General features: G+C 42.6%; 16 protein-coding genes. 7 read left to right on the top strand and 9 right to left on the bottom strand.

From position 1 onward, the window contains the following. Positions 1 to 184: 184 nt before the first annotated feature. Positions 185 to 1,138 carry a DUF4351 domain-containing protein gene (locus ABF638_RS30300; RefSeq protein WP_435026570.1) on the top strand — a complete coding sequence of 318 codons (954 nt, stop codon included), beginning with the start codon at positions 185 to 187 and terminating at the stop codon, positions 1,136 to 1,138. Between the two features lie 116 nt (positions 1,139 to 1,254). Here ABF638_RS30300 and ABF638_RS30295 read toward each other — a convergent pair whose 3' ends face one another. Together ABF638_RS30295 and ABF638_RS30290 are read right to left on the bottom strand one after the other, a co-directional pair. Further along, a complete protein-coding gene (locus ABF638_RS30295; RefSeq protein WP_435026569.1) occupies positions 1,255 to 4,722 on the bottom strand; it encodes a helicase-related protein in 3,468 nt (1,155 codons plus the stop codon). 343 nt (positions 4,723 to 5,065) lie between these two features. Further along, complete coding sequence (locus ABF638_RS30290; RefSeq protein WP_185586282.1) at positions 5,066 to 6,250, bottom strand: NAD(P)H-quinone oxidoreductase subunit H; 1,185 nt, start codon at positions 6,248 to 6,250, stop codon at positions 5,066 to 5,068. Between the two features lie 579 nt (positions 6,251 to 6,829). Here ABF638_RS30290 and rsmH point away from each other — a divergent pair. Further along, positions 6,830 to 7,735: a 16S rRNA (cytosine(1402)-N(4))-methyltransferase RsmH gene (gene rsmH, locus ABF638_RS30285; RefSeq protein ID WP_435026568.1), complete on the top strand. Its 906-nt coding sequence runs from the start codon at positions 6,830 to 6,832 to the stop codon at positions 7,733 to 7,735. 128 nt (positions 7,736 to 7,863) lie between these two features. Continuing rightward, a complete protein-coding gene (locus ABF638_RS30280) occupies positions 7,864 to 8,070 on the top strand; it encodes a glycogen debranching protein (protein ID WP_069071067.1) in 207 nt (68 codons plus the stop codon). 30 nt (positions 8,071 to 8,100) lie between these two features. Here ABF638_RS30280 and ABF638_RS30275 read toward each other — a convergent pair whose 3' ends face one another. Further along, positions 8,101 to 8,376: a hypothetical protein gene (locus tag ABF638_RS30275; protein WP_435026567.1), complete on the bottom strand. Its 276-nt coding sequence runs from the start codon at positions 8,374 to 8,376 to the stop codon at positions 8,101 to 8,103. A gap of 170 nt (positions 8,377 to 8,546) precedes the next feature. On the opposite strand from ABF638_RS30275, the gene ABF638_RS30270 reads away from it, so the two are divergent. Continuing rightward, positions 8,547 to 9,101 carry a methylmalonic aciduria and homocystinuria type D protein gene (locus ABF638_RS30270; RefSeq protein WP_435026566.1) on the top strand — a complete coding sequence of 185 codons (555 nt, stop codon included), beginning with the start codon at positions 8,547 to 8,549 and terminating at the stop codon, positions 9,099 to 9,101. Positions 9,102 to 9,274: 173 nt separating this feature from the next. Beyond that, positions 9,275 to 10,222, top strand: coding sequence for a heme-dependent oxidative N-demethylase family protein (locus tag ABF638_RS30265; protein WP_435026571.1), 948 nt, complete (start codon positions 9,275 to 9,277; stop codon positions 10,220 to 10,222). 118 nt (positions 10,223 to 10,340) lie between these two features. Here ABF638_RS30265 and ABF638_RS30260 read toward each other — a convergent pair whose 3' ends face one another. Continuing rightward, positions 10,341 to 11,357, bottom strand: coding sequence for a potassium channel family protein (locus ABF638_RS30260; RefSeq protein ID WP_435026565.1), 1,017 nt, complete (start codon positions 11,355 to 11,357; stop codon positions 10,341 to 10,343). Positions 11,358 to 11,782: 425 nt separating this feature from the next. Here ABF638_RS30260 and ABF638_RS30255 point away from each other — a divergent pair, with 425 nt between their 5' ends. Both ABF638_RS30255 and ABF638_RS30250 read left to right on the top strand, forming a co-directional pair. Continuing rightward, the gene (locus ABF638_RS30255; RefSeq protein WP_435026564.1) at positions 11,783 to 13,570 is read left to right on the top strand and encodes an ABC transporter substrate-binding protein; all 1,788 of its coding nucleotides are present in this window, start codon (positions 11,783 to 11,785) and stop codon (positions 13,568 to 13,570) included. Positions 13,571 to 13,972: 402 nt separating this feature from the next. Continuing rightward, the gene (locus ABF638_RS30250; RefSeq protein ID WP_435026563.1) at positions 13,973 to 15,256 is read left to right on the top strand and encodes an aspartate aminotransferase family protein; all 1,284 of its coding nucleotides are present in this window, start codon (positions 13,973 to 13,975) and stop codon (positions 15,254 to 15,256) included. 58 nt (positions 15,257 to 15,314) lie between these two features. On the opposite strand, the gene ABF638_RS30245 is transcribed toward ABF638_RS30250, so the two are convergent. From ABF638_RS30245 to ABF638_RS30225, 5 genes are all read right to left on the bottom strand, one after another. Then, positions 15,315 to 15,923: a DUF4129 domain-containing protein gene (locus ABF638_RS30245; RefSeq protein ID WP_435026562.1), complete on the bottom strand. Its 609-nt coding sequence runs from the start codon at positions 15,921 to 15,923 to the stop codon at positions 15,315 to 15,317. 129 nt (positions 15,924 to 16,052) lie between these two features. After that, positions 16,053 to 16,538, bottom strand: coding sequence for a DUF2243 domain-containing protein (locus ABF638_RS30240; protein WP_435026561.1), 486 nt, complete (start codon positions 16,536 to 16,538; stop codon positions 16,053 to 16,055). A gap of 96 nt (positions 16,539 to 16,634) precedes the next feature. Further along, positions 16,635 to 17,027: a pentapeptide repeat-containing protein gene (locus tag ABF638_RS30235; protein WP_435026560.1), complete on the bottom strand. Its 393-nt coding sequence runs from the start codon at positions 17,025 to 17,027 to the stop codon at positions 16,635 to 16,637. Between the two features lie 71 nt (positions 17,028 to 17,098). Continuing rightward, the gene (locus ABF638_RS30230) at positions 17,099 to 17,536 is read right to left on the bottom strand and encodes an RrF2 family transcriptional regulator (RefSeq protein ID WP_435026559.1); all 438 of its coding nucleotides are present in this window, start codon (positions 17,534 to 17,536) and stop codon (positions 17,099 to 17,101) included. 402 nt (positions 17,537 to 17,938) lie between these two features. Next, positions 17,939 to 19,288, bottom strand: coding sequence for a PAS domain-containing sensor histidine kinase (locus tag ABF638_RS30225; protein WP_435026558.1), 1,350 nt, complete (start codon positions 19,286 to 19,288; stop codon positions 17,939 to 17,941). Positions 19,289 to 19,544: the final 256 nt, after the last annotated feature.

Here is a 19,544-nt window from a genome sequence, read left to right as displayed (position 1 = left end):
GAATCGCCGTCTCTACAATAGTTAGCCCTTTGTAGAGACGGCGATTCATCGCGTCTCTTGCCATTGGGTGTAGGCGTAGATTGAGAAGTAAAAGTAATTCGCAGCTACACAAGCAAAGTCCATAGAGGTTGACTTTAGAGTTCACAAATGATTTAAGATTGCTACACCATCTAGCAATCAACTGATGACTGAGGAACTGCAAAGAGCAGATAATGATAGCCCGTGGAAAGAAATTTTAGAAGCTTACTTTCCCCAAGCAATGCAATTTTTCTTTCCCCAAACAGCAGAACTAATTAATTGGGAACGTCCCCACGAATTTCTTGATAAGGAATTTCAACAAATAGCCCGCGAAGCCGAACTTGGTAGAAGATATGCAGATAAATTAGTTAAAGTCTGGCAAATTCAAGGACAAGAAATTTGGTTATTAATCCATGTAGAAATCCAGGCAAAATCAGAAGACACCTTTGCAGAAAGAATGTTTTCCTACAACCTGCGAATTTTTGACAGATTTGGGAAACCTGCCATAAGTTTGGCGATTTTGTGCGATACAGACCCGAAATGGCGACCCAATCAATATAGTTATAATTATCCTAATACCAGACTTAACTTTGAATTTGGAACTGTCAAGCTGCTGGATTATCAAAATCGTTGGACAGAATTAGAAGCCAGCGACAATCCATTTGCAACTGTAGTAATGGCGCATTTGAAGACGCAGCAAACAAGTAAAAAGCCAGGAGAACGTAAAGCTTGGAAATTTAGCTTGATTCGTCGATTGTATGAATTAGGATTGCAAGAAAAAGATATTCGTAACCTTTACCGATTTATTGATTGGGTTATGATTTTACCAAAAGCCTTAGAAGCAGAATTTTGGCAAGAGTTTAAGCAATTTGAGCAGGAGCGGACTATGAGCTACATTACCACAGGCGAACGCATTGGTTACGAGCGGGGAAAACAAGAACAAGGACAAACCCTCGTGTTACGGCAACTACAAAAACGAGTAGGAGAGTTACCACAAGAGGTTCGGGGGCGCATTCAAACTCTTTCTTTAGAGCAATTAGAAGCACTTGGCGAGGCTTTATTGGATTTTACAGCCATTGAGGATTTACTTAACTGGTTGGAAGCAAATCAAACAGCGTAGAATATTTTTCAAAAGACGCGATAAATCGTCTAATAGACGCGATAAATCGCCGTCTCTACAATAATTAGCCCTTTGTAGAGACGGCGATTCATCGCGTCTTCTGTCCTAATTACGAATTACGAATTACAAAATAATCCCAAAGAACAAATAATTTGAGGTTCTCGTTTTTCCAGTTCCTCCGTCACAATACACAAACGGTCATCCATTCGTAACGCCACAACTAACTCAGCCAACACATGACTATTAATACCACTTCTCAGTTGACGATTCAGAGTATCAATAGCTGACTGTCGTAAAGGATAACGGTAAATCTCATCAATTGCTTTTAAAAGTTCTTCACTAACAAATAGTGTTCCTTTCATTTCTTGAACATAACTCTTCAGCCGTTCATAGGTGCGGAACCTTGCACCTGATGGTCGCCCTAATTGACCCCCGGCATTTTTCTCATCTTCAGCAATCAATTCAGAACCCTTTTGTACTAACTCGTGATGCTGTTTATCTCTCGGTATTGCTGGGGTAGATTCTTCACACGCCGCGACGCGAAGCACTGCTAATTGTGATTGAGTAACGCTATTTCCATCGCGGTCAACATAAATCAACGAATCATTTCCCTCGGTGGTTTTCATATAAAGCAATACCCCCTCTGGTTGCACAGGTTGCGGAGTATGGGCGCGGGTAGAATAAACTACATTTTGCATTTCCTCTATCGTTTTTTTCAAACCTGGATTATTATCGGTGGCTTTTTTCCAGATTTGAAATGCTTCTGATGTCAAATCAACTTCCGTATCTTCTTCGCCATCTAAAACTCCAGATTTCTCGTTGTAGAGGTCGAGAATTACCCGTGCATCATCATCTTCAAAAAATGCTTCATCAGTTCCCACCACTTCAGCATTTTCTTGCAGTCGTTTGCGGAGTCGTCCCCGCAAATTAATAATCCGTTCTACTCCCTCGGCTGGTAAAAAAGAATAACAGAGAATTTTATCAGCATTTTGTCCAATGCGGTCTACTCTTCCGGCGCGTTGAATTAAACGAATAATCGCCCAAGGTAAATCCCAATTGACGATAATTGCACAGTCTTGCAAATTATGACCTTCACTCAAAACATCTGTGGCGATTAAAATCCGCAACTCATCTGATGATGAAATTTGCTCCCGTTTTCCATTACTCACAGGGCTAAATCTTCCCGTCATTATTGTTGGGTCTTTAGATTGACCTGTTACCCCAGCTACATTAGTAATACGACTCGACTGCAAATTCTCTGTAAGGTAGTGGACTGTATCGGCAAATTGGGTGAAAATTAGTACTTTATCTTTAGGATGAGTTTTTGTTAGCAGTTTGATTAAAGCAGCAAGTTTTTCATCCTTTTGAGGATTCCACTCGCCACACTGTTGCAGCACATTAATCAGTGCTTTGGCATCTTCTAATAAATCCCGTTTCAGTTTTTTAATATCAAACAGTGTAGAACGCAACCACTTAAATCGCCTTTGATATCGCGTGGTATATTCTTGATAAATTGATTCTGCTCTTTGACGAAAAATATTTTCTTGACTTTTCACATAATCTGGAAAACCTCTCTCCAAACCTCTCTCCTGCAAGGAGAGAGGCTTTGAATTCTCCCCCTTCTCTACTAGGGAAGGGGGCTGGGGGGTTAGGTCAGAATCATCTTCTTCGGTTTCTGTATCAAACAAAGCTGCTACCACAGAATCAGCATCTTCATCATTATTCCTTGTATCTAACAACTCAGCTTCCTGAGTTCCAATGGGAATATCAAGCCCATTTTCTAGAGCATATAAATAAATGAAGTTCCGTAATATATGACGTTCAAGTGATTGAATAAAAGCAACACCACTACTTTCTAAACGTTTAAATAAATTAGTGCGTGAAAAACCCATTAGTCTCCTACCGCCACGAAATAAGCTATTAAGAAATCGTTGTTCGGTGTCTGTAGGCGGCTGTTTGTGTTTAGCAATAACGTAATTCCCTAGCCCATAACGAGGTAAGTTAAGTTGATTAATTACTTCTACTACTAACTCAGAGTAAAGCCGAGAATAAAAGTCAGTTTCAGAACCTTCTAAAGGAAACTTGAGACTCCGAGGTAGACGCTGGGGAAAATAAGAACGTCTCCCATCAGCAAATTCTAAATATTTCCGTCCGGTTTCATCTGTGTGGGCATAATTATCTTTAATAAAAGAGCGAGTGCGTCGCACCATGTAACGCTTCATCAATTCTCGCCAGTCATCAGGGTGTTCACTTTTCTCAAAGGCAGCTAAAGAACGCACAGAACATTGATGCTTTCTAATAAACTCTAATTCTCCTATAGAACTGCCACCAAGTTCATTAATTAAAGCTTCTGGTCTTAATCCTAAATCTTGGTCTTCTGGCACAAATAGCCGCAGTTGGGCGGAAAGGTCAAGATAACTTTTATTGTATGGAGTAGCAGATAATAAAATACATTTACTTTCGTTAGTAGCAATATATTCTGTAATTGCTCGATAACGTTTGCCTTCGCGGTTCCGTAAATTGTGACTTTCATCAATTAACACAACGCGGTAACGGCGGAGTTTTGGTAACTTATTTTGTACTTGACTAATTGGCATAACTTCGGCAAGTAACCGATAGTTATTTACATATTCTTGCCACATTGACACCAAGTTTTTTGGGCAAATAATTAGTGTTTCTAAAAAACAATCTTCTTGTAAAATCTTGGCAAGGGCGGTTCCAACTAAAGTTTTACCCAAACCAACCACATCACCCACTAACACGCCACCACGCCTAGTTACATGACGGGCTGCTAGCTGTACGGCGGCTTTTTGGAAATCAAATAAATTATTAAATTCGCGGGGGATGCGGAATTCTGAAAGTCCTGCGATCGCTTCATGGGATAAGTGGTAAGCTATCTTGAGGTAGATGTAGTAAGGCGAAACTAGTTCTTGCCTAGCCCAGCTTTGGTCAATAATTTCTGCCAATTCTTGAGAAATATCTACACAACCGTAATCTTGCCAGCGATCGCTAAACCATTTTTGCAGTTTATTACAAGCATCATGGTCTAAAATATCAACATTCAACTCTCCTTGTTTCGCCAGTCCCGGAAGAGTTAAATTACTACTACCCAAAAATCCCACAGTTGGAGCGTTGGGGTCATGGCGATGTACAAGATATAACTTGGCGTGGAGAGAATGACGGAGAAACAGTTTAATAATTACTTTCTGACTTTTTAGCTGATGACTTAACCGCCGCAACCCCGCTTCATCTTGATTAGTCGGCGCACCGATAGTCAACTGCTGACGAAATTCCGCCGCCATGCGTTTTTTAAACCGCACGATGCTACTGTTATCAATCCTTCCATCACCGCTACTCAGGGAAAATGCCGCGTGAACTTCATCACTGGGCAAGCTTTGCATCCCTATTAGCAAACGACAACAAGCATTTTCACTGCCAACATACTGTTCGATTAAATCATCAATTCTTCGCCAACCTCTGAGGTTGAAGTAGCCAACGCAAAAATCTGCCCGATAAGAGATTTTGAGGGTTTCTCGTAAAATCGGTAGTAGTTGTAAATCAATATTGTCAAATATCCGGGGCATTATTTAAAACTCGATAAATATTTTGTACTTATGTTATATGAGTAAAAAATTTTTCCAGCCAGATTAGAGACGCGATAAATCGCCGTCTGTACAATAATCAATCCTTTGTAGAGACGGCGATTTATCGCGTCTCCTGCTTTAACCCAAAAAAAGAGCAGTTGCATAATACAACTGCTCTAAAAAATCTTTAGATAACACGATGTGGGACTTATTCTTAAAACCCCTCTCCAAACCTCTCCCCGAAACGGAGAGAGGCTTTGATTATTGCTCCCCTTCCCTACAAGGGAAGGGGTTGGGGGTTAGGTCTGAGAGAAAGTTGCACACGGCGTTAGATAGATATTTTCTACCTATCCACAGACCCCATGATTACGTCAACACTACCGAGAATAACCACAATATCTGCAACCTTCATCCCGCGCAGTAAATGTGGAACAATTTGGAGATTGTTAAAATCTGCGGCGCGAATCTTCCAACGTGCAGGGAAGACGTTATCATCGCCAACCAAATAAATTCCCAATTCACCTTTACCACTTTCTACACGGGCATAGATTTCACCCTTGGGAATCTTAAAAGTAGGAGAAACTTTTTTACCGATGAATTGGTAATCAAATGCGTCCCACTCGGATTTTTTACCTGCGGCTAAACGTTTAGCTTCCAGATTTTCGTAAGGGCCGCCAGGAAGTCCTTTAACTGCTTGGCGAATAATCTTCACAGATTCGCGCATTTCCCGCATCCGCACTACGTAACGGGCAAAGCAATCACCGGCGGTTTCCCACTGCACATCCCAGTCGAAATCGTCGTAACATTCGTAATGGTCAACTTTCCGCAAATCCCATTGCACGCCAGAAGCGCGTAACATTGGGCCAGAAAGTCCCCAGTTAATTGCTTCTTCACGGGTGATAGTACCAATACCCTCAACACGTCGCCGGAAGATTGGGTTATCTGTTACTAAGCGTTCGTACTCATCAACTTTAGGTAATAGGTAGTCGCAAAATTCTATACACTTATCTACCCAACCGTAAGGTAAATCCGCTGCTACTCCACCAACACGGAAGTAGTTGTTATTCACCATCCGATAACCTGTGGCAGCTTCCCACAAATCATAAATCATCTCCCGTTCCCGGAACTGGTAGAAGAAGGGAGTTTGAGCGCCTACGTCAGCTAAAAAGGGGCCAAACCATAGCAAGTGGTTAGCGATGCGGTTCAACTCCAGCATGATGACGCGGATGTAGCTTGCACGTTTGGGGACAGCGACACCTGCAAGTTTTTCTGGGGCGTTGACAGTGACGGCTTCGTTGAACATTCCCGCCGCGTAGTCCCAGCGACTAACGTAAGGAACGTACATTACATTAGTGCGGTTCTCGGCGATTTTTTCCATTCCCCGGTGCAAATAGCCAATAACCGGTTCACAGTCAACAACATCCTCGCCATCCAGAGTCATGATTAGCCGCAGAACCCCGTGCATTGAGGGGTGGTGTGGCCCCATATTTAGCACCATTGGTTCAGTGCGGGTTTCTAGTCTGGTCATAGATTTCGTGTTCTCCGTTCGTGAAAATTTTGAATTGAATCGCCCAGATGCCAACCAGAACCGATTTATCTAGTCTGCCAAAACGATGTTTGTAGGGGCAATCTATATAATTAGGACTCTACAGGGTTATGTTGGAGAGAGGATAGCAGCCGAGGAGTTGTAATTGATGTTTCATTTCGTTGCACCTCTTCAATTATTATAGGGAAGCTTGATATGCAAGGGATTGAGGCACAGGTTTTTTTCATCTATTAAAGGGGATTGGGGATTGGGAATTGGGGATTGGGGATTGGGGATTAGGGATTGGGGATTGGGGATTGGGGATTAGGGATTGGGGATTGGGGATTGGGAATCTTGTATAACTTAGTGTCTAAGCAGAATGGTACTTATACAGCCAACAGCTATTTAGAATTCAGGACTTACGCAAAATTATGAAAAAACGAACCGCATAGACGCGGAGCGGCTTCCCGCAGGGTAGGACGCATAGACACGAAGTGGCTTCCCGCAGGGTAAGACACAAAGTAATAAGAGTTTGAGAGAGTTTTCGCGTAAGTCCCTTATTTATCAAAAATAAAATTAAAGATGAAATCAGATTCACAAACACCGCTAGATTTAGAAGAAATAGCTTTTTCTCATATTTCCGTTTTGGGTCGGGAGGTAATTGAGGGTTTGGCGGTGCGTCCAGGCGGACATTATTTAGATGTGACGGTAGGCGGTGGTGGTCACAGTCGCTTAATTTTAGAAGCTGCGGCGGATGTGCGGGTAACGGCAGTTGACCAAGATGAAGATGCTTTAGCAGCCGCGCAAAAGAATTTAGCTGAATATAGCGATCGCGTACAATTTATTTACAGCAATTTTGCTGACTACGAGTTTCCCCCCAACACTTTCGATGGTATCTTAGCCGATTTGGGGGTAAGTTCTTACCATTTAGACCAAGCAGAACGGGGTTTCAGCTTTCGCCAAGCTGCAAATTTAGATATGCGAATGGATCGAGGGCGATCGCTAACTGCTGCTGATGTGATTAATAATTGGGATGAAGCCGAATTAGCTGATATTTTCTTTAAGTACGGTGAAGAGAGATTATCGCGGCGCATTGCTAGACGCATTGTCGAACGCCGTCCGTTGCACACAACTACAGAATTAGCTGATGCGATCGCTTCTTCAGTTCCTCCGAAATACCGTTATGGGAGAATTCACCCCGCAACTCGTGTTTTTCAAGCTCTGCGAATTGTCGTTAACGATGAGTTAAAATCTCTCGAAACCTTTTTAGATAAAGCACCAAATGCCCTTGTCCCTGGCGGCAGAATTGCAATTATCAGTTTTCACAGTTTGGAAGACCGCCCGGTGAAACACGGTTTAAGAAATTCACCTTTATTAAAGGTATTGACAAAAAAACCGATTATTGCTCAAGAAGAAGAGATTGGGAAAAATCCGCGATCACGATCGGCCAAACTGAGAATAGCAGAAAAAGTTTTGAGTGTTCAGTAAGAGGAGTAGATTCGATAATTGGGATTAGTTCGCTACTTGTTACCGATTTTACTCTTTAATTTTTGACTCTAATAGTATTCTAAAATAACGAATAGCTTTTTTCGCTACAGTTTCCGAGGGAATATTCCATGACTATTTGGGTAAATGAGCAAATTGATCCGTCTGGAATGATTCATGCCTGTATTGCCACTTGTAATGAATCTCAAGCCAAAGATTGTCATGATTCTTTTCAAAATAATTTGACTGAGATGCAAAAAGCAGCAGGTTGGGTAGCGCGATTGCGGACTGTCGATTCTTGGGATGAAGTGCCTGTTAATTCTTTAAAACTCAATTAATTGAGTGCTATCGAAACTAGGCTAATAGCTCTAACTTTTTCCCAGCAGATAAGATTGCCTTTGTCTTTTCTGCTCACCTTTAAGCGAAACTCCGACGCACTTTGCTTCACCAGACGGCTGTTTAACCCAACTTTGCTGACAGTTAGACCATTCTGGTGTTGACTGCAAATCGTCTGAGATGTAAGTCATTTTTTGGGATTTGGACGAACATATTTCAAGAGCGTAGGCGTAGCCCGCCATAGGCATCGCTTGTCTAGCAGACGCTGCACCTATGCCAATGCTGACAGCGATCGCAGCAAATCCCATGAGAACAGGTTAATAAAGGATAAAATTCGGATTAAAAGTATCAAATTATTAGCAACTACTTCTAAAAAAAGTAACTTATTATATAAATTAGATGATTTTTCTAAACTTTTAAGAGGTATCATCTATACCGTAGATTAAATTCAAAAATTTGTATAAGCCGAATCAATTTAGTGAACTATCCCAAAGTTTACACTTCGGAGCAAGCCTGTCCCATTAATTTAGTTGGCGAAACAGGACAAGCGGTTCAAATTTCAATTCATGCTCCCAGTCAATATATCTGTGCCAACTGCGAACGGATATTACCAGATTGGAAACGGCAGCCATTTTTACGAGTAGTGATTGTCTTACAACAATCGCGTTATCAATTAGTCGAAAAAACAGCAGAAGTAGAGTCAGAGAAAGAACGCCTGCGAGAAAAATTTATGAGATTTGGCTGTGATTTAGCATTTAATCTGCGCGATCGCGGCTATTTAACTGATTTGATCGACCCTCGTACAGGCTATCCTTTACTGTCCCATCCCGGAGCAATTCCCCACGATGACACAGCAGTTGTCAAAGCTTTGCTCAACTATCCAGTGATTAAAAATCAATGCCGTGTGTTAATTCATCCAGATTGGGGAGCAGCAGTTTATCCTAGCATTTTGATATCAGAAGCTCCCCCAATTGTGATCGAATGGGTTACAAAAGGCATAGCATCTGTGCATGGGTGGAAAGAAATTGATTAATCATTAGTCATTAGTCATTGGCCATTTGCATAGGTTATTTCTCCCTCATACCTTTATGTATGTTAGAAATGGGTATGTAAAGACGCATAGCAGCACCTGTGTCTCCAAACAACTTCTTCCAGGAAGCTAGGACAGTCGAAGCCTCTAGTAGTGCGGCTTGCTACTTCCCTCTCATGAGTGGACGCTACGAAGTCAAGCCGGGGATGATGGCTTTTGGTTCCTGTTTTGGTAATACTCAGGCTGATCAGCAGGTATTTCAAATTGATGATAATTTTACCCACTACCGTCAGATTAAACTTTTAGCTCGTGGGGAACGGTTGAACAAGTACTATCAAACCTGCAATTATTCTCAGACTGTAGCAGGTGCGATCGCTCGTTTAATAATTAATCGCCTTACCCAAGAACACCCACAGCATTTTCACTGCCAAAAGTCAACAGATAACACCCTGAAATTCCACAGCCAACTTACCGGAGAAACTCTCTACCTAGATGCAGATTGGCAATTACAGCAAGTCGAGGGTCGTCCAGTTTTTCCAACTTACGTCTCTACTCTTGATGCTTTAGCAACGCAGGTACAGGAAGACCTGACAATTATCTGCCGATCTGCTGATGGTAAGAACTGGCTGAGTGCAGTTCATCTCTGCTATCCCAATCACTGGTCAGCTGAGGAGAAAATTGGTAGAGATTTCGCTACGATACATGCACCTGTGGCTGGTATGAAAAAAATTAATCGGCGTGCAGGTGCGATCGCTCATACAATGATCACCCACAAACCGATGGTGCGCTTTGCTTGGGGTTTGAGTACCGACACTCGCCTTAACCACCATCCCGAACCACCGCCTGGTGTATCAGTTAGTCAATGGCAAGGTAGAAGCTTTGATTCACAGCATCCCCAGCTTTATCTGCGAATTGAGCGACAGGTTATTTGGGGACTACCAGAGTATGAAGCAGCCCTGTTTAGTATTCGTACTTACTTTAGAGATTGTGGTGTAGTTAAAAAAGACCCAGTGTTACGGTCTAAGCTGTATGCTGCAATTCAGTCAATGACACCAGAAGCTTTAGTATACAAAGGTTTGGTAGAAAGCAAGGCTAGCATTTTGCAGTGGCTAGAGGATGGTTGAGGTATGAAATGTTATTTGCAGAGATTGCTTAGACATAGCCCGTCGGAAACATCGCTCTCCTTTATTTGGGTTATTGTTTCAGAGTCAATCTGACAGCTGTCAATAAGGAAAAATAAAATCAACTATTTTTCGGTCGCCGCAGTTGTTTGGAATTAATTGGGCCGAGAATTTGATTCAGGCTACGCAACTGTTCAGCTGTACCCATACCAATAAGCCGATCTCCCGACATTAAAACCGTATCGCCAGTAGGGCCACCGATTAAAGTCCCATCAAGACGGCGAATTGCCAGAACTAATGCCCCAGATTGCGATCGCAATCTCGCTTTTTGCAAACTCTGACCCACAAAGGGACAAAAAGCCGGGTCGAGTAAAAATTCTTCCATATACAACTGACGGTCTGCACCTGTCAAAATCCCGTCTACAAAATCCAACACTTGGGGTCTGAGTGCCGCAGCAGCCATCCGCTTACCGCCAGTAATGTAGGGGGAAATCACTTCATCTGCACCACCGCGTCGTAACTTCTGTAAAGCTTCTTCTGTACTTGCCCGTGCGATCACCCGAATTTCCGTATTCAGGGTTTTGGCTGATAAAACAATATATAAATTTTCGGCATCTGAAGGAAGGGCTGCAACGATACACATCGCCCGTTCAATACCAACTTTCAGAAGTGTGTCATCTAGGGTAGCGTCACCTTGATATGCTGTATAACCTTCTGTCTGCGCCCTTTGTACCGATTCCATGTCCGAATCAATCACTACAAAAGGTACGTCTTCTGCCCGAAATTCCTTAGCAATTTGACGACCAGTCCGACTAAATCCACAGATGATGTAATGTTCTGATAGGGATTCCATTAACCGCCTCTGTTGTTGTAGCCGAATTCCTTCTTGAAAGTAGCCTTGAATGATTGCTTCTGTAAATCTGTTGACAATGTAACCGATATTCACTACACCCAACAAAATCAGGGCTATTGTAAACAACCGTCCTCGGCTACCCAGTGGATGCGTCTCTCCATATCCCACAGTCGCGAGAGTGATCACTGTCATGTAAGCCGCATCTTCCCATGACCAACCCTCCACTAAGCAGTACCACAAAGTGCCAATGAAGAAAACACCGCCAAGAGCGATCGCCCCTGTCATTAACTCCTTTTGGATACGTCGATATTTTTGTTCAAGTGTTGAGAATGAGGTAACAATAGTTCTTCTAGCCTAATTTTTCTAATTTTCTGCTAACTTTTTAGCATTCGTCCTTTTTAGTATATTGAAACTAAGTAACTGGGCAAGAAGAAATCAAACTAAGTTACGCAACGTAAAATTAATGAAATAGTTACGTTAAATCATCACAAAGACGCGATAAATCGCCGTCAAGACGAAAGACTGATTATTGTAGAGACGGCGATTCATCGCGTCTCTTGCCTTAACCGCCCCAAAACAGCCTTGGTAAAACCATCTGAAAACACTGCCCAGTGCGTAGGCCTTGCCCGCCGCAGGCATCGCCCCAGCTATTAACTGTTCAATACCATACTGTACTGTGTAGATAGTAGCTGTAAGGTAAATAACTAGAGATGATCGCTGCTGTTGTTCGACCTCTGAATTTGGTAGTTGGTTTGCTGCTATCTTGTTGTTTCTTGCTCACAAGCTGTCACCCGACACAGATAAAAAGCAAAGCATCTCAGGTAGCTCAATTAGTTTTAGTTTCACTAAGTGACCCGACTACTTTTAACTATGCCATTAATGACTCTCCCTACAGTGTTTTTCCTTTAATTTACAAGGGATTGATCGATGAGAATGTTATTACTACCAAATTGGAGCCAGGACTAGCAGAATCTTGGTCAATATCTACCGATAAAAAGCGAATTATTTTTACATTAAAAACAGGGTTGAAATGGTCAGATGGTGAACCTCTGACGGCAGATGATGTAGTCTTTACCTATCGAGACATTTATCTTAATAAAAAAATTCCCACTTTATATAGAGATTTTTTACGTATTGGCAACACAGAAACTTTCCCATCAGTGCAGAAACTAGATGATCTGCGAGTTGAGTTTACTTTTGTGGAACCTTTTGCCCCTTTTTTGAGATACGCCGAAAGACTAGCGATTTTGCCCGCTCATGCCTTGCGTTCTTCTGTATTATCCAATGATGCCAATGGTAATCCTCAGTTTCTTTCAATGTGGGGAACCAATACTGATCCGCAAAAAATTATCTCCAATGGGCCTTACAAAATAGAAAGCTATACTCCTTCTGAACGGGTTATTTTACGACGTAACCCTTATTACTGGCGCAAAGATGTTCAAAAAAATCCTCAGCCTTATATTGAACGTATTGTCTGGCAAATTATTGCTTCTACCGAAAATCAGTTACTCAGATTTCGCTCAGGTGAACTAGATAATTTAAATGTGACACCAGCAGTATTTGGCTTACTCAAGAAAGAGGAAAAGCGAGGAAAATACATTATTTACAATGGTGGAACCACTGCGGGTTTTAGCTTTGTGGGTTTCAATCTCAACCAAGGTCGCGATCGCAAAGGTAAGCCTTTTATAGATCCGATTAAATCTCGATGGTTTAATAACTTAGTTTTTAGGCAAGCAGTCGCTTATGCCATTGACCGCAACCGCATGAAAACTAATATCTATCGCGGTTTAGGTGAAATCCAACATTCGCCAATTGCTGTTCAAAGTCCCTATTACTTGTCCCCAGCAGCAGGGTTAAAAGTTTATGATTATAATCCCCAGAAAACCAGGCAGATGTTGTTAGAAGCTGGTTTTAGGTACAACTCCCAAAAAGAACTGTTAGACCAAGATGGAAATCGCGTGCAATTCAATCTCTTGGTGAAATCGGAAGATCAATCAAGAATCGATGCCGCAGTTCAAATCCAACAAGACCTCAGTCAAATTGGTATCAAAGCAAATATGCAGGTAGTTAGTTTTAATGTAGTCTTGCAAAAACTACTCTCTCGTCGAGATTGGGATTGTTATGTAGGTGCGTTTGGTGTTCCCGGTGCAGATGTGGAACCTAACCTTCTATCTTTATTTTGGACTAGTCAAGGCTCATTTCATCAGTTCAACCAAGGTGCTGCACCAGGAAAACCCCCACTCCAAGGATGGGTAGTTTCTGAATGGGAGAGAGAAATTGACAGTCTTTTTAGCGCAGGAGTCAAAGAACTAGACCAGAACAAGCGCAAGGCGATTTATAACAGATTTCAGCAAATCGTTGCTGAACAGTTGCCGATATTCTGCCTTGTGAATCCAATCTCATTTCAGGCAGTGCGTGAACGTGTCAATCCCATCAAGTTTTCTGCCTTGGGGCCAACTTTTTGGAATATTGATGAACTGAAAATCACAGAAAAATAACTAATTCATAATTCGTATAGATCACCCTCGATAACGAGGCTGACTTTTCACTTTATGTGGAAAAGGTAACGATTAACCTAACCCCCTAACCCCCTTCCCGATGCGGGAAGGGGGAAATTCAAAGTCTCTCTCCTAAAAGGAGAGAGATTTAGAGAGAGGTTTTCCAGATGCCGTGAAAAGTCAGGATAACGAGGACGGACTGCGCCTATCCAAATTGCCTGTCGCTCATACTCTTGCTCAAGCGTTGAGTACAAAATTTTTTCACTACCGCCATGCCTTTGAGGTTATATAAGCGTTAGCCTAAGAAGAAGTACGAGTTGTGCTAAATAAAAAGTAATTTTTAGGGATTTCTAGGAAACTAGTAAATAACTATATAATGAAAAACTTTCAGGAGGAGCGGTAGTGAGCCTACAAACTCTCGTTGACCAAGCCACCATCCCCCCAGATTCAGGGTCAGTAGCATCTAGTCCCTTTGATACAGATAGCTTCAATGAAGCTGTCATGTCTACCTACGGCCGGTTTCCCTTAGCCCTAGAACGGGGTGCTGGATGCCGGGTTTGGGATACACAGGGACAAGAATATTTAGACTTTGTAGCGGGAATTGCCACTTGTACTTTAGGACATGCCCACCCAGTTATGGTAGAAGCGGTGACACGCCAAATCCAAAAGCTGCACCATGTCTCTAATTTGTACTATATTCCTGAGCAAGGTGAATTGGCAAAATGGCTTGTTGATCATTCCTGTGCCGATCGCGTATTTTTCTGCAACTCTGGAGCTGAAGCTAACGAAGCCGCAATTAAACTGGCGCGGAAATATGCCCACACAGTATTAGACATTGAAAAACCAATTATTTTAACCGCCAATGCCAGTTTCCACGGGCGGACTTTGGCGACGATTACCGCCACGGGACAACCGAAGTATCAAAAATATTTTGATCCTTTGGTTCCTGGTTTCCACTACGTAAATTACAACGATATTAACGCTGTGGAAGTGGCAATTAGCGAGTTGGATGAAGGCGATTATCGAGTAGCAGCGATTCTGATCGAGCCATTGCAGGGAGAAGGCGGTGTGCGTCCAGGAGATGTTGCCTATTTCAAAAAGCTCCGGCAGATTTGCGATGAAACTGGCATTTTATTGATTTTCGATGAAGTGCAAGTTGGTATGGGGCGCAGCGGCAAATTATGGGCTTACGAACATCTCGGCGTTGAACCGGATATTTTCACCAGTGCTAAAGGCTTAGGTGGCGGTATCCCCATCGGCGCAATGATGAGCAAGAAATTCTGCGATGTTTTTCAACCAGGGGAACACGCCAGCACCTTTGGCGGTAATCCTTTTGTGTGTGGTGTGGCACTCAGTGTTTGCCAGACATTGGAACGGGAAAATATTTTGCAGAATGTGCAAGATAGGGGTGAACAATTGCGATCTGGATTGAGAGCGATCGCAGCGAAATATCCTCAACACATTAGCGAAGTTCGGGGTTGGGGTTTAATCAACGGTTTGGAGTTGCGAGCCGATATTCAACTAACCGCAGGAGATATCGTCAATGCTGCCATCAAGGAGGGCGTATTACTAGTACCTGCCGGGCCAAAAGTTGTCCGGTTTGTGCCACCGCTAATTGTCACAGAAGCGGAAGTAAACACTGCCTTGGAAGCTGTGGAAAAAGCGATCTCAACTCTCACAATGTAGGCAATCTAAAAAAAAATCATAGATAGTAGGGGCACACAGCTAGCTGTGCGCCCCTTTTTCATTCTGGGGAAATTTCCCGATAAGCTTGCCGACATTGCTCATAATTATCTGGCAAAATCTCGGCATTACCAAAACATAACTGCTCGTGAGTGGTAATTAAAGTTTCATAAGGCTGTATGGGAGTCACAGACGATCGCAGTAATTGCAGATATTCTCCATCTGTACGGCTGAGTTTGTGTGGTGCGATCGCGTTTTGATCTAACTGCTGTAACATCGCTAAATAGACACAACGGCAAGCCTCACGGTAGTTACCTTGACGGTAAAATTGTTGCGATCGCTCCAACAAAAGGGCTATCGATGACTCATTAGAGCGAGTTTTTACGCGAAAATCAGTGAGATTGCTGGTTCTATTTAGCCAAGAATATACATAAGGACTGAATTCTCGCCATAATCGCCAGCCCACCCAAGCTACAAATAATCCTAGTACCAACCAAAACAGGAATTTCAGCAACTCACCTAACCAAGGGCTAATCGACCATCCAGTAGGCAATTCTGGCAAAGCCTGTCCAAAGCGGTAAAACTGGTATTCCCACCATTCTCCCGCTTGTTGTTGGAATTGAGACAACTGCCAACTCCAGCTAGTTTTTTCAAAAGTATCTGTAGGCATAGGTGAGGAGTGGAGAGTGGGGAAGCAGGGGAAGCAGGGGAAGCAGGGGAAGCAGGGGGGCACGGGAAGAAGAACTATTAATTATTGCTCATGCCCCATGACAAATAACAAATGACTAATGACAAATGACTAATGACTAATGACTCTTGACTTTTTTATCATTATCCAGCCGATAACAACAAGTAGCGCACCGAATGCAAGAAATCCTAGATCCCAAGCTAACTCATTTGGCCCTGATTTCACATGATGGATACCGAGGATTTGGTGGTCAATTAAACCTTCAACCAAATCGAACAACCCAGTACCAATAAGTATTGACCCAATAAAGGTCTGTGATGACCAAGGAACATCATCACGCCCTCCTGCACGCCATAGCAACACAACTCCTACCACGGTGAATACCCAATTAAAGGTATGAAATAACCCATCCCATACCATGTTCAAATCTATATTCGCCATGTTAGTCAGAGGTCGAATGTGACTAAGCATGTGATGCCACTGAAGGATCTGATGCAGTAAAATTCCGTCAATAAACCCTCCAATACCTACACCAAGAAAAATTCCAGCAGTAATTATTGGTGCGCGTCGGTTGAGGGCTTCACTTTTCGCCTCCATTATCAACCTCATAGATAGGCTTTATTCCCAAAATACAACTCTTTTGGCAGAAATATCTTCTATCTTGAGGCAAGTAGAGCAGTGAACTTTATTTAATCAATTTTCAGATTTAATCTGCATACCCACTTTAGCTGGGTCGAAATCTTGGGGAAAATGGGTGCCGCGATCGTAGTCTGCTTTTTCCAGGTTCGCTCCTTTGAGATCAGCTTGGCGGAGATTCGCTGACATCAACAATGCTCCCCTAAGATCGGCATCCTTCAGATTAGCTTGACTAAGATCAGCAAAACTCAAGTCAGTTCCTCTAAGATTAGCGCCACTCAAATTAGCTTCACTCAAGTCAGCATAACTGAGGTCAGATCCTTTCAAGTTAATGCCTTGCAAATCAGCATTACCTAGTTCTGCTTTACTAAAGTCCCGTTTTCCTGATGCATAACTTTCCACAAGAATAGCGGCACTATTTATAGGCTGTTGAGAATTGACTTCAGGCATATAACAGCTTCACAGGTTATCTAGTTATTACTTTTATAACTAAGGATGAAAATTTTCCCACTCCATCCTTTTTAAATGTAATACATTAGTTCCTTCTGCTGTCGCATTGATCTTCGTTCGCAAAGGTCTTGGAGTGTATATTTTTCTAAAACGGAGTTAGCGGCCTGACGTGCTTCTTGCCAGACTTCCTGAATTAGCTCACCTTCTACTGTGTTGGGAGTCGGCTCACAATCAGAGACAACAATATCTGACCCCTCCATGCAGCTAAAAGCATCGAATACTGTAATCTTCTGGGGGTCTCGCGCCAGAACATAGCCACCTTTGGCTCCGCGTATACTCTTAATTAAACCTCCACGTCTTAATGTTGCCAGGAGTTGTTCCAAATAGCGGTTCGGGATGTCTTGCAATGCCGCTATTTCTCGAATTTGCAAAGCTTCACCTTTAGGGTAGCAGGCTGCCAACTCTAACAGGGCGAGAAGCGCGTATTCTGATTTATTAGATATCACCACAGGCGTAATATTTTTAACTCACACTTAAAGATACAAAGTCTTTGAGTCTGTTTCTTTAAGCTACTGCTAAAGAAAACTTTACAATCAACTTATTGTTGACCGGCTAACTCTACTTTAAAGACCTTTCAGCATAGCAGCAATTACTTTTATTTTTTAATTCAATAAATAAAAGTGATTGATTATTGTACAGTCTTCCTAAATGGAAAGTGGCTTTAACGCCTAGTGTGTCTAGCCTTCAACTCAATGCCGCTCTGACTTTTCACGTCATGTGGAAAAGCCCATGAAAGACCTAACCCCCTAGCCCCCTTCCCGACACGGGAAGGGGGAAAATTCAAAGTCTCTCCTTGTAGGAGAGAGATTTAGAGAGAGTTTTTCCAGATCCCGTGAAAAGTCAGAATGCCGCTATAGATGCAAATTTATCGAAAATGGCAGAATGACTGTAAAGGCAGTTCCCACGCCGATCGCACTTTCGACAATAATCTCGCCGCCATGTAAATCCACAGCTTGCTTGACGATGGACATCCCTAATCCCATTCCTGGGATATTACCTACATTACTAGCGCGATGGAAGGGTTCAAATATATGTTCAATGTCAGAAGAGGGAATGCCAATACCAGAGTCTTGAGTCTGGAATATAGCTTGATCGTTAGCAGTGGTGACAGAAAACTTAACTATGCTACCAATGGGAGAGTATTTTAGACAATTCGAGAATAAATTACTCAAGATTTGCCGCAGTAGTTTAGCGTCTAAGTTAGCTAGTGTACATTGGTACTCACTGCTAAAAGCGATCGCATGTTGTGAGCGATCGCTCTGTTGTAATTCTTCTAAGAGATCATGACAAAATTCCACCAAATTCAGGGGTGTTGGATTAAACTCTAACTTGCCTGTTTCATCCTGATTCAGCACCAATACATCATCCAACAACTGGGTTATATGCATAACCGATGCTTGAATGCGACGCAAATGGATATTTTGTCGCTCGTCGCTCCAGAGATGGCGATAATGTTCTAGTAATTCCGCAGAAGAGTGAATGGTGGCCAAAGGGTTGCGAAACTCATGGGATGTAGTGGTGAGTAAGCGGGATTTAAGTTCACTAAACTGCCTTTCTTTGGCAAGTGCTTGTCGCATCGCCTCTTCTGCCCATTGCAGCTTGGCTTGGGTTCGCTTACTTTCGATAATGTCCCGCACTAGCCAGCACAGACCAACTAACTTACCTTGTTGATTACGGATAGCAACCACCTTAACCGCAGCAATAATGGGTGTTTTGTCACGCGGTCGCAGGTTTACTTCCCACTCTTGTATTTTCCACTCTGGGCTTTCGGTGCGATCGCGCAGATGATTCAGTTTCAAATGAAAAGCAATTATTTCTTTCTCAAGCACAAAAATCTCTAGGAGTTTACCCAACAGGCAACTTTTGGAAATGTTGAGCAGAGTGGTAGCAGCTGAGTTAGCTTCCTGAATTACCCCTTTTATATCAGTGAAAAAATAAGCGTCTGGCACTTCCTCAAATAGTTCTTGGTAGCGTTGACGCTGTGCTACCAAAGCCTGTTGAGCGTTGGATAATTCTTCATTCTGCTGCTTTAGGTCTTCATTAACTAATTGCAGTTCTTCCAAAGCTAGGTGAACTTCTCTGAATACTGCGGTGACGAGTTCAATATCTTCCTGTGCTTTTTGCTGTTCACTCTGGCGTTGCAAAAGGGCAACGTGTTGCCGCATATTGTGTATTTGCAAGGCTAAATCGTCTAAATTCACGCTCTTGCTCCTAATTTGGATATCTAAAGTTGGGTTTTCTTGTAGATTCCCTACTTAGAGGATCTTAGCTTTTGGAGTTTAGCAGTTATGTCAAGTTCTGATGAACACTTATAGTTAAGGTTCACGCAAAGACAAAGAGAGGAAATACAATCCGGTTCGGATAAGGTTTTTTGATGACACGCCACCACTAATCGCAAAGACGCGATAAATCGCCGTCTTTACAATAATCAGTCCTTTGTAGAGACGGCGATTTATC

The organism is Nostoc sp. CALU 1950, assembly GCF_051172895.1.
GTDB classification, from domain to species: domain Bacteria; phylum Cyanobacteriota; class Cyanobacteriia; order Cyanobacteriales; family Nostocaceae; genus Nostoc; species Nostoc edaphicum_A.
This window is presented reverse-complemented; position numbering and strand designations above follow the sequence as displayed.

What these genes read in the sequence shown, in the direction of transcription:
- ABF638_RS30300 (WP_435026570.1), top strand. Translation starts at nt 185, where the DNA reads ATGACTGAGGAACTGCAAAGAGCAGATAATGATAGCCCGTGGAAAGAA.
- ABF638_RS30295 (WP_435026569.1), bottom strand. Translation starts at nt 4,722, where the DNA reads ATGCCCCGGATATTTGACAATATTGATTTACAACTACTACCGATTTTA.
- ABF638_RS30290 (WP_185586282.1), bottom strand. Translation starts at nt 6,250, where the DNA reads ATGACCAGACTAGAAACCCGCACTGAACCAATGGTGCTAAATATGGGG.
- rsmH (WP_435026568.1), top strand. Translation starts at nt 6,830, where the DNA reads ATGAAATCAGATTCACAAACACCGCTAGATTTAGAAGAAATAGCTTTT.
- ABF638_RS30280 (WP_069071067.1), top strand. Translation starts at nt 7,864, where the DNA reads ATGACTATTTGGGTAAATGAGCAAATTGATCCGTCTGGAATGATTCAT.
- ABF638_RS30275 (WP_435026567.1), bottom strand. Translation starts at nt 8,376, where the DNA reads ATGGGATTTGCTGCGATCGCTGTCAGCATTGGCATAGGTGCAGCGTCT.
- ABF638_RS30265 (WP_435026571.1), top strand. Translation starts at nt 9,275, where the DNA reads ATGAGTGGACGCTACGAAGTCAAGCCGGGGATGATGGCTTTTGGTTCC.
- ABF638_RS30260 (WP_435026565.1), bottom strand. Translation starts at nt 11,357, where the DNA reads ATGACAGGGGCGATCGCTCTTGGCGGTGTTTTCTTCATTGGCACTTTG.
- ABF638_RS30255 (WP_435026564.1), top strand. Translation starts at nt 11,783, where the DNA reads ATGATCGCTGCTGTTGTTCGACCTCTGAATTTGGTAGTTGGTTTGCTG.
- ABF638_RS30245 (WP_435026562.1), bottom strand. Translation starts at nt 15,923, where the DNA reads ATGCCTACAGATACTTTTGAAAAAACTAGCTGGAGTTGGCAGTTGTCT.
- ABF638_RS30240 (WP_435026561.1), bottom strand. Translation starts at nt 16,538, where the DNA reads ATGGAGGCGAAAAGTGAAGCCCTCAACCGACGCGCACCAATAATTACT.
- ABF638_RS30235 (WP_435026560.1), bottom strand. Translation starts at nt 17,027, where the DNA reads ATGCCTGAAGTCAATTCTCAACAGCCTATAAATAGTGCCGCTATTCTT.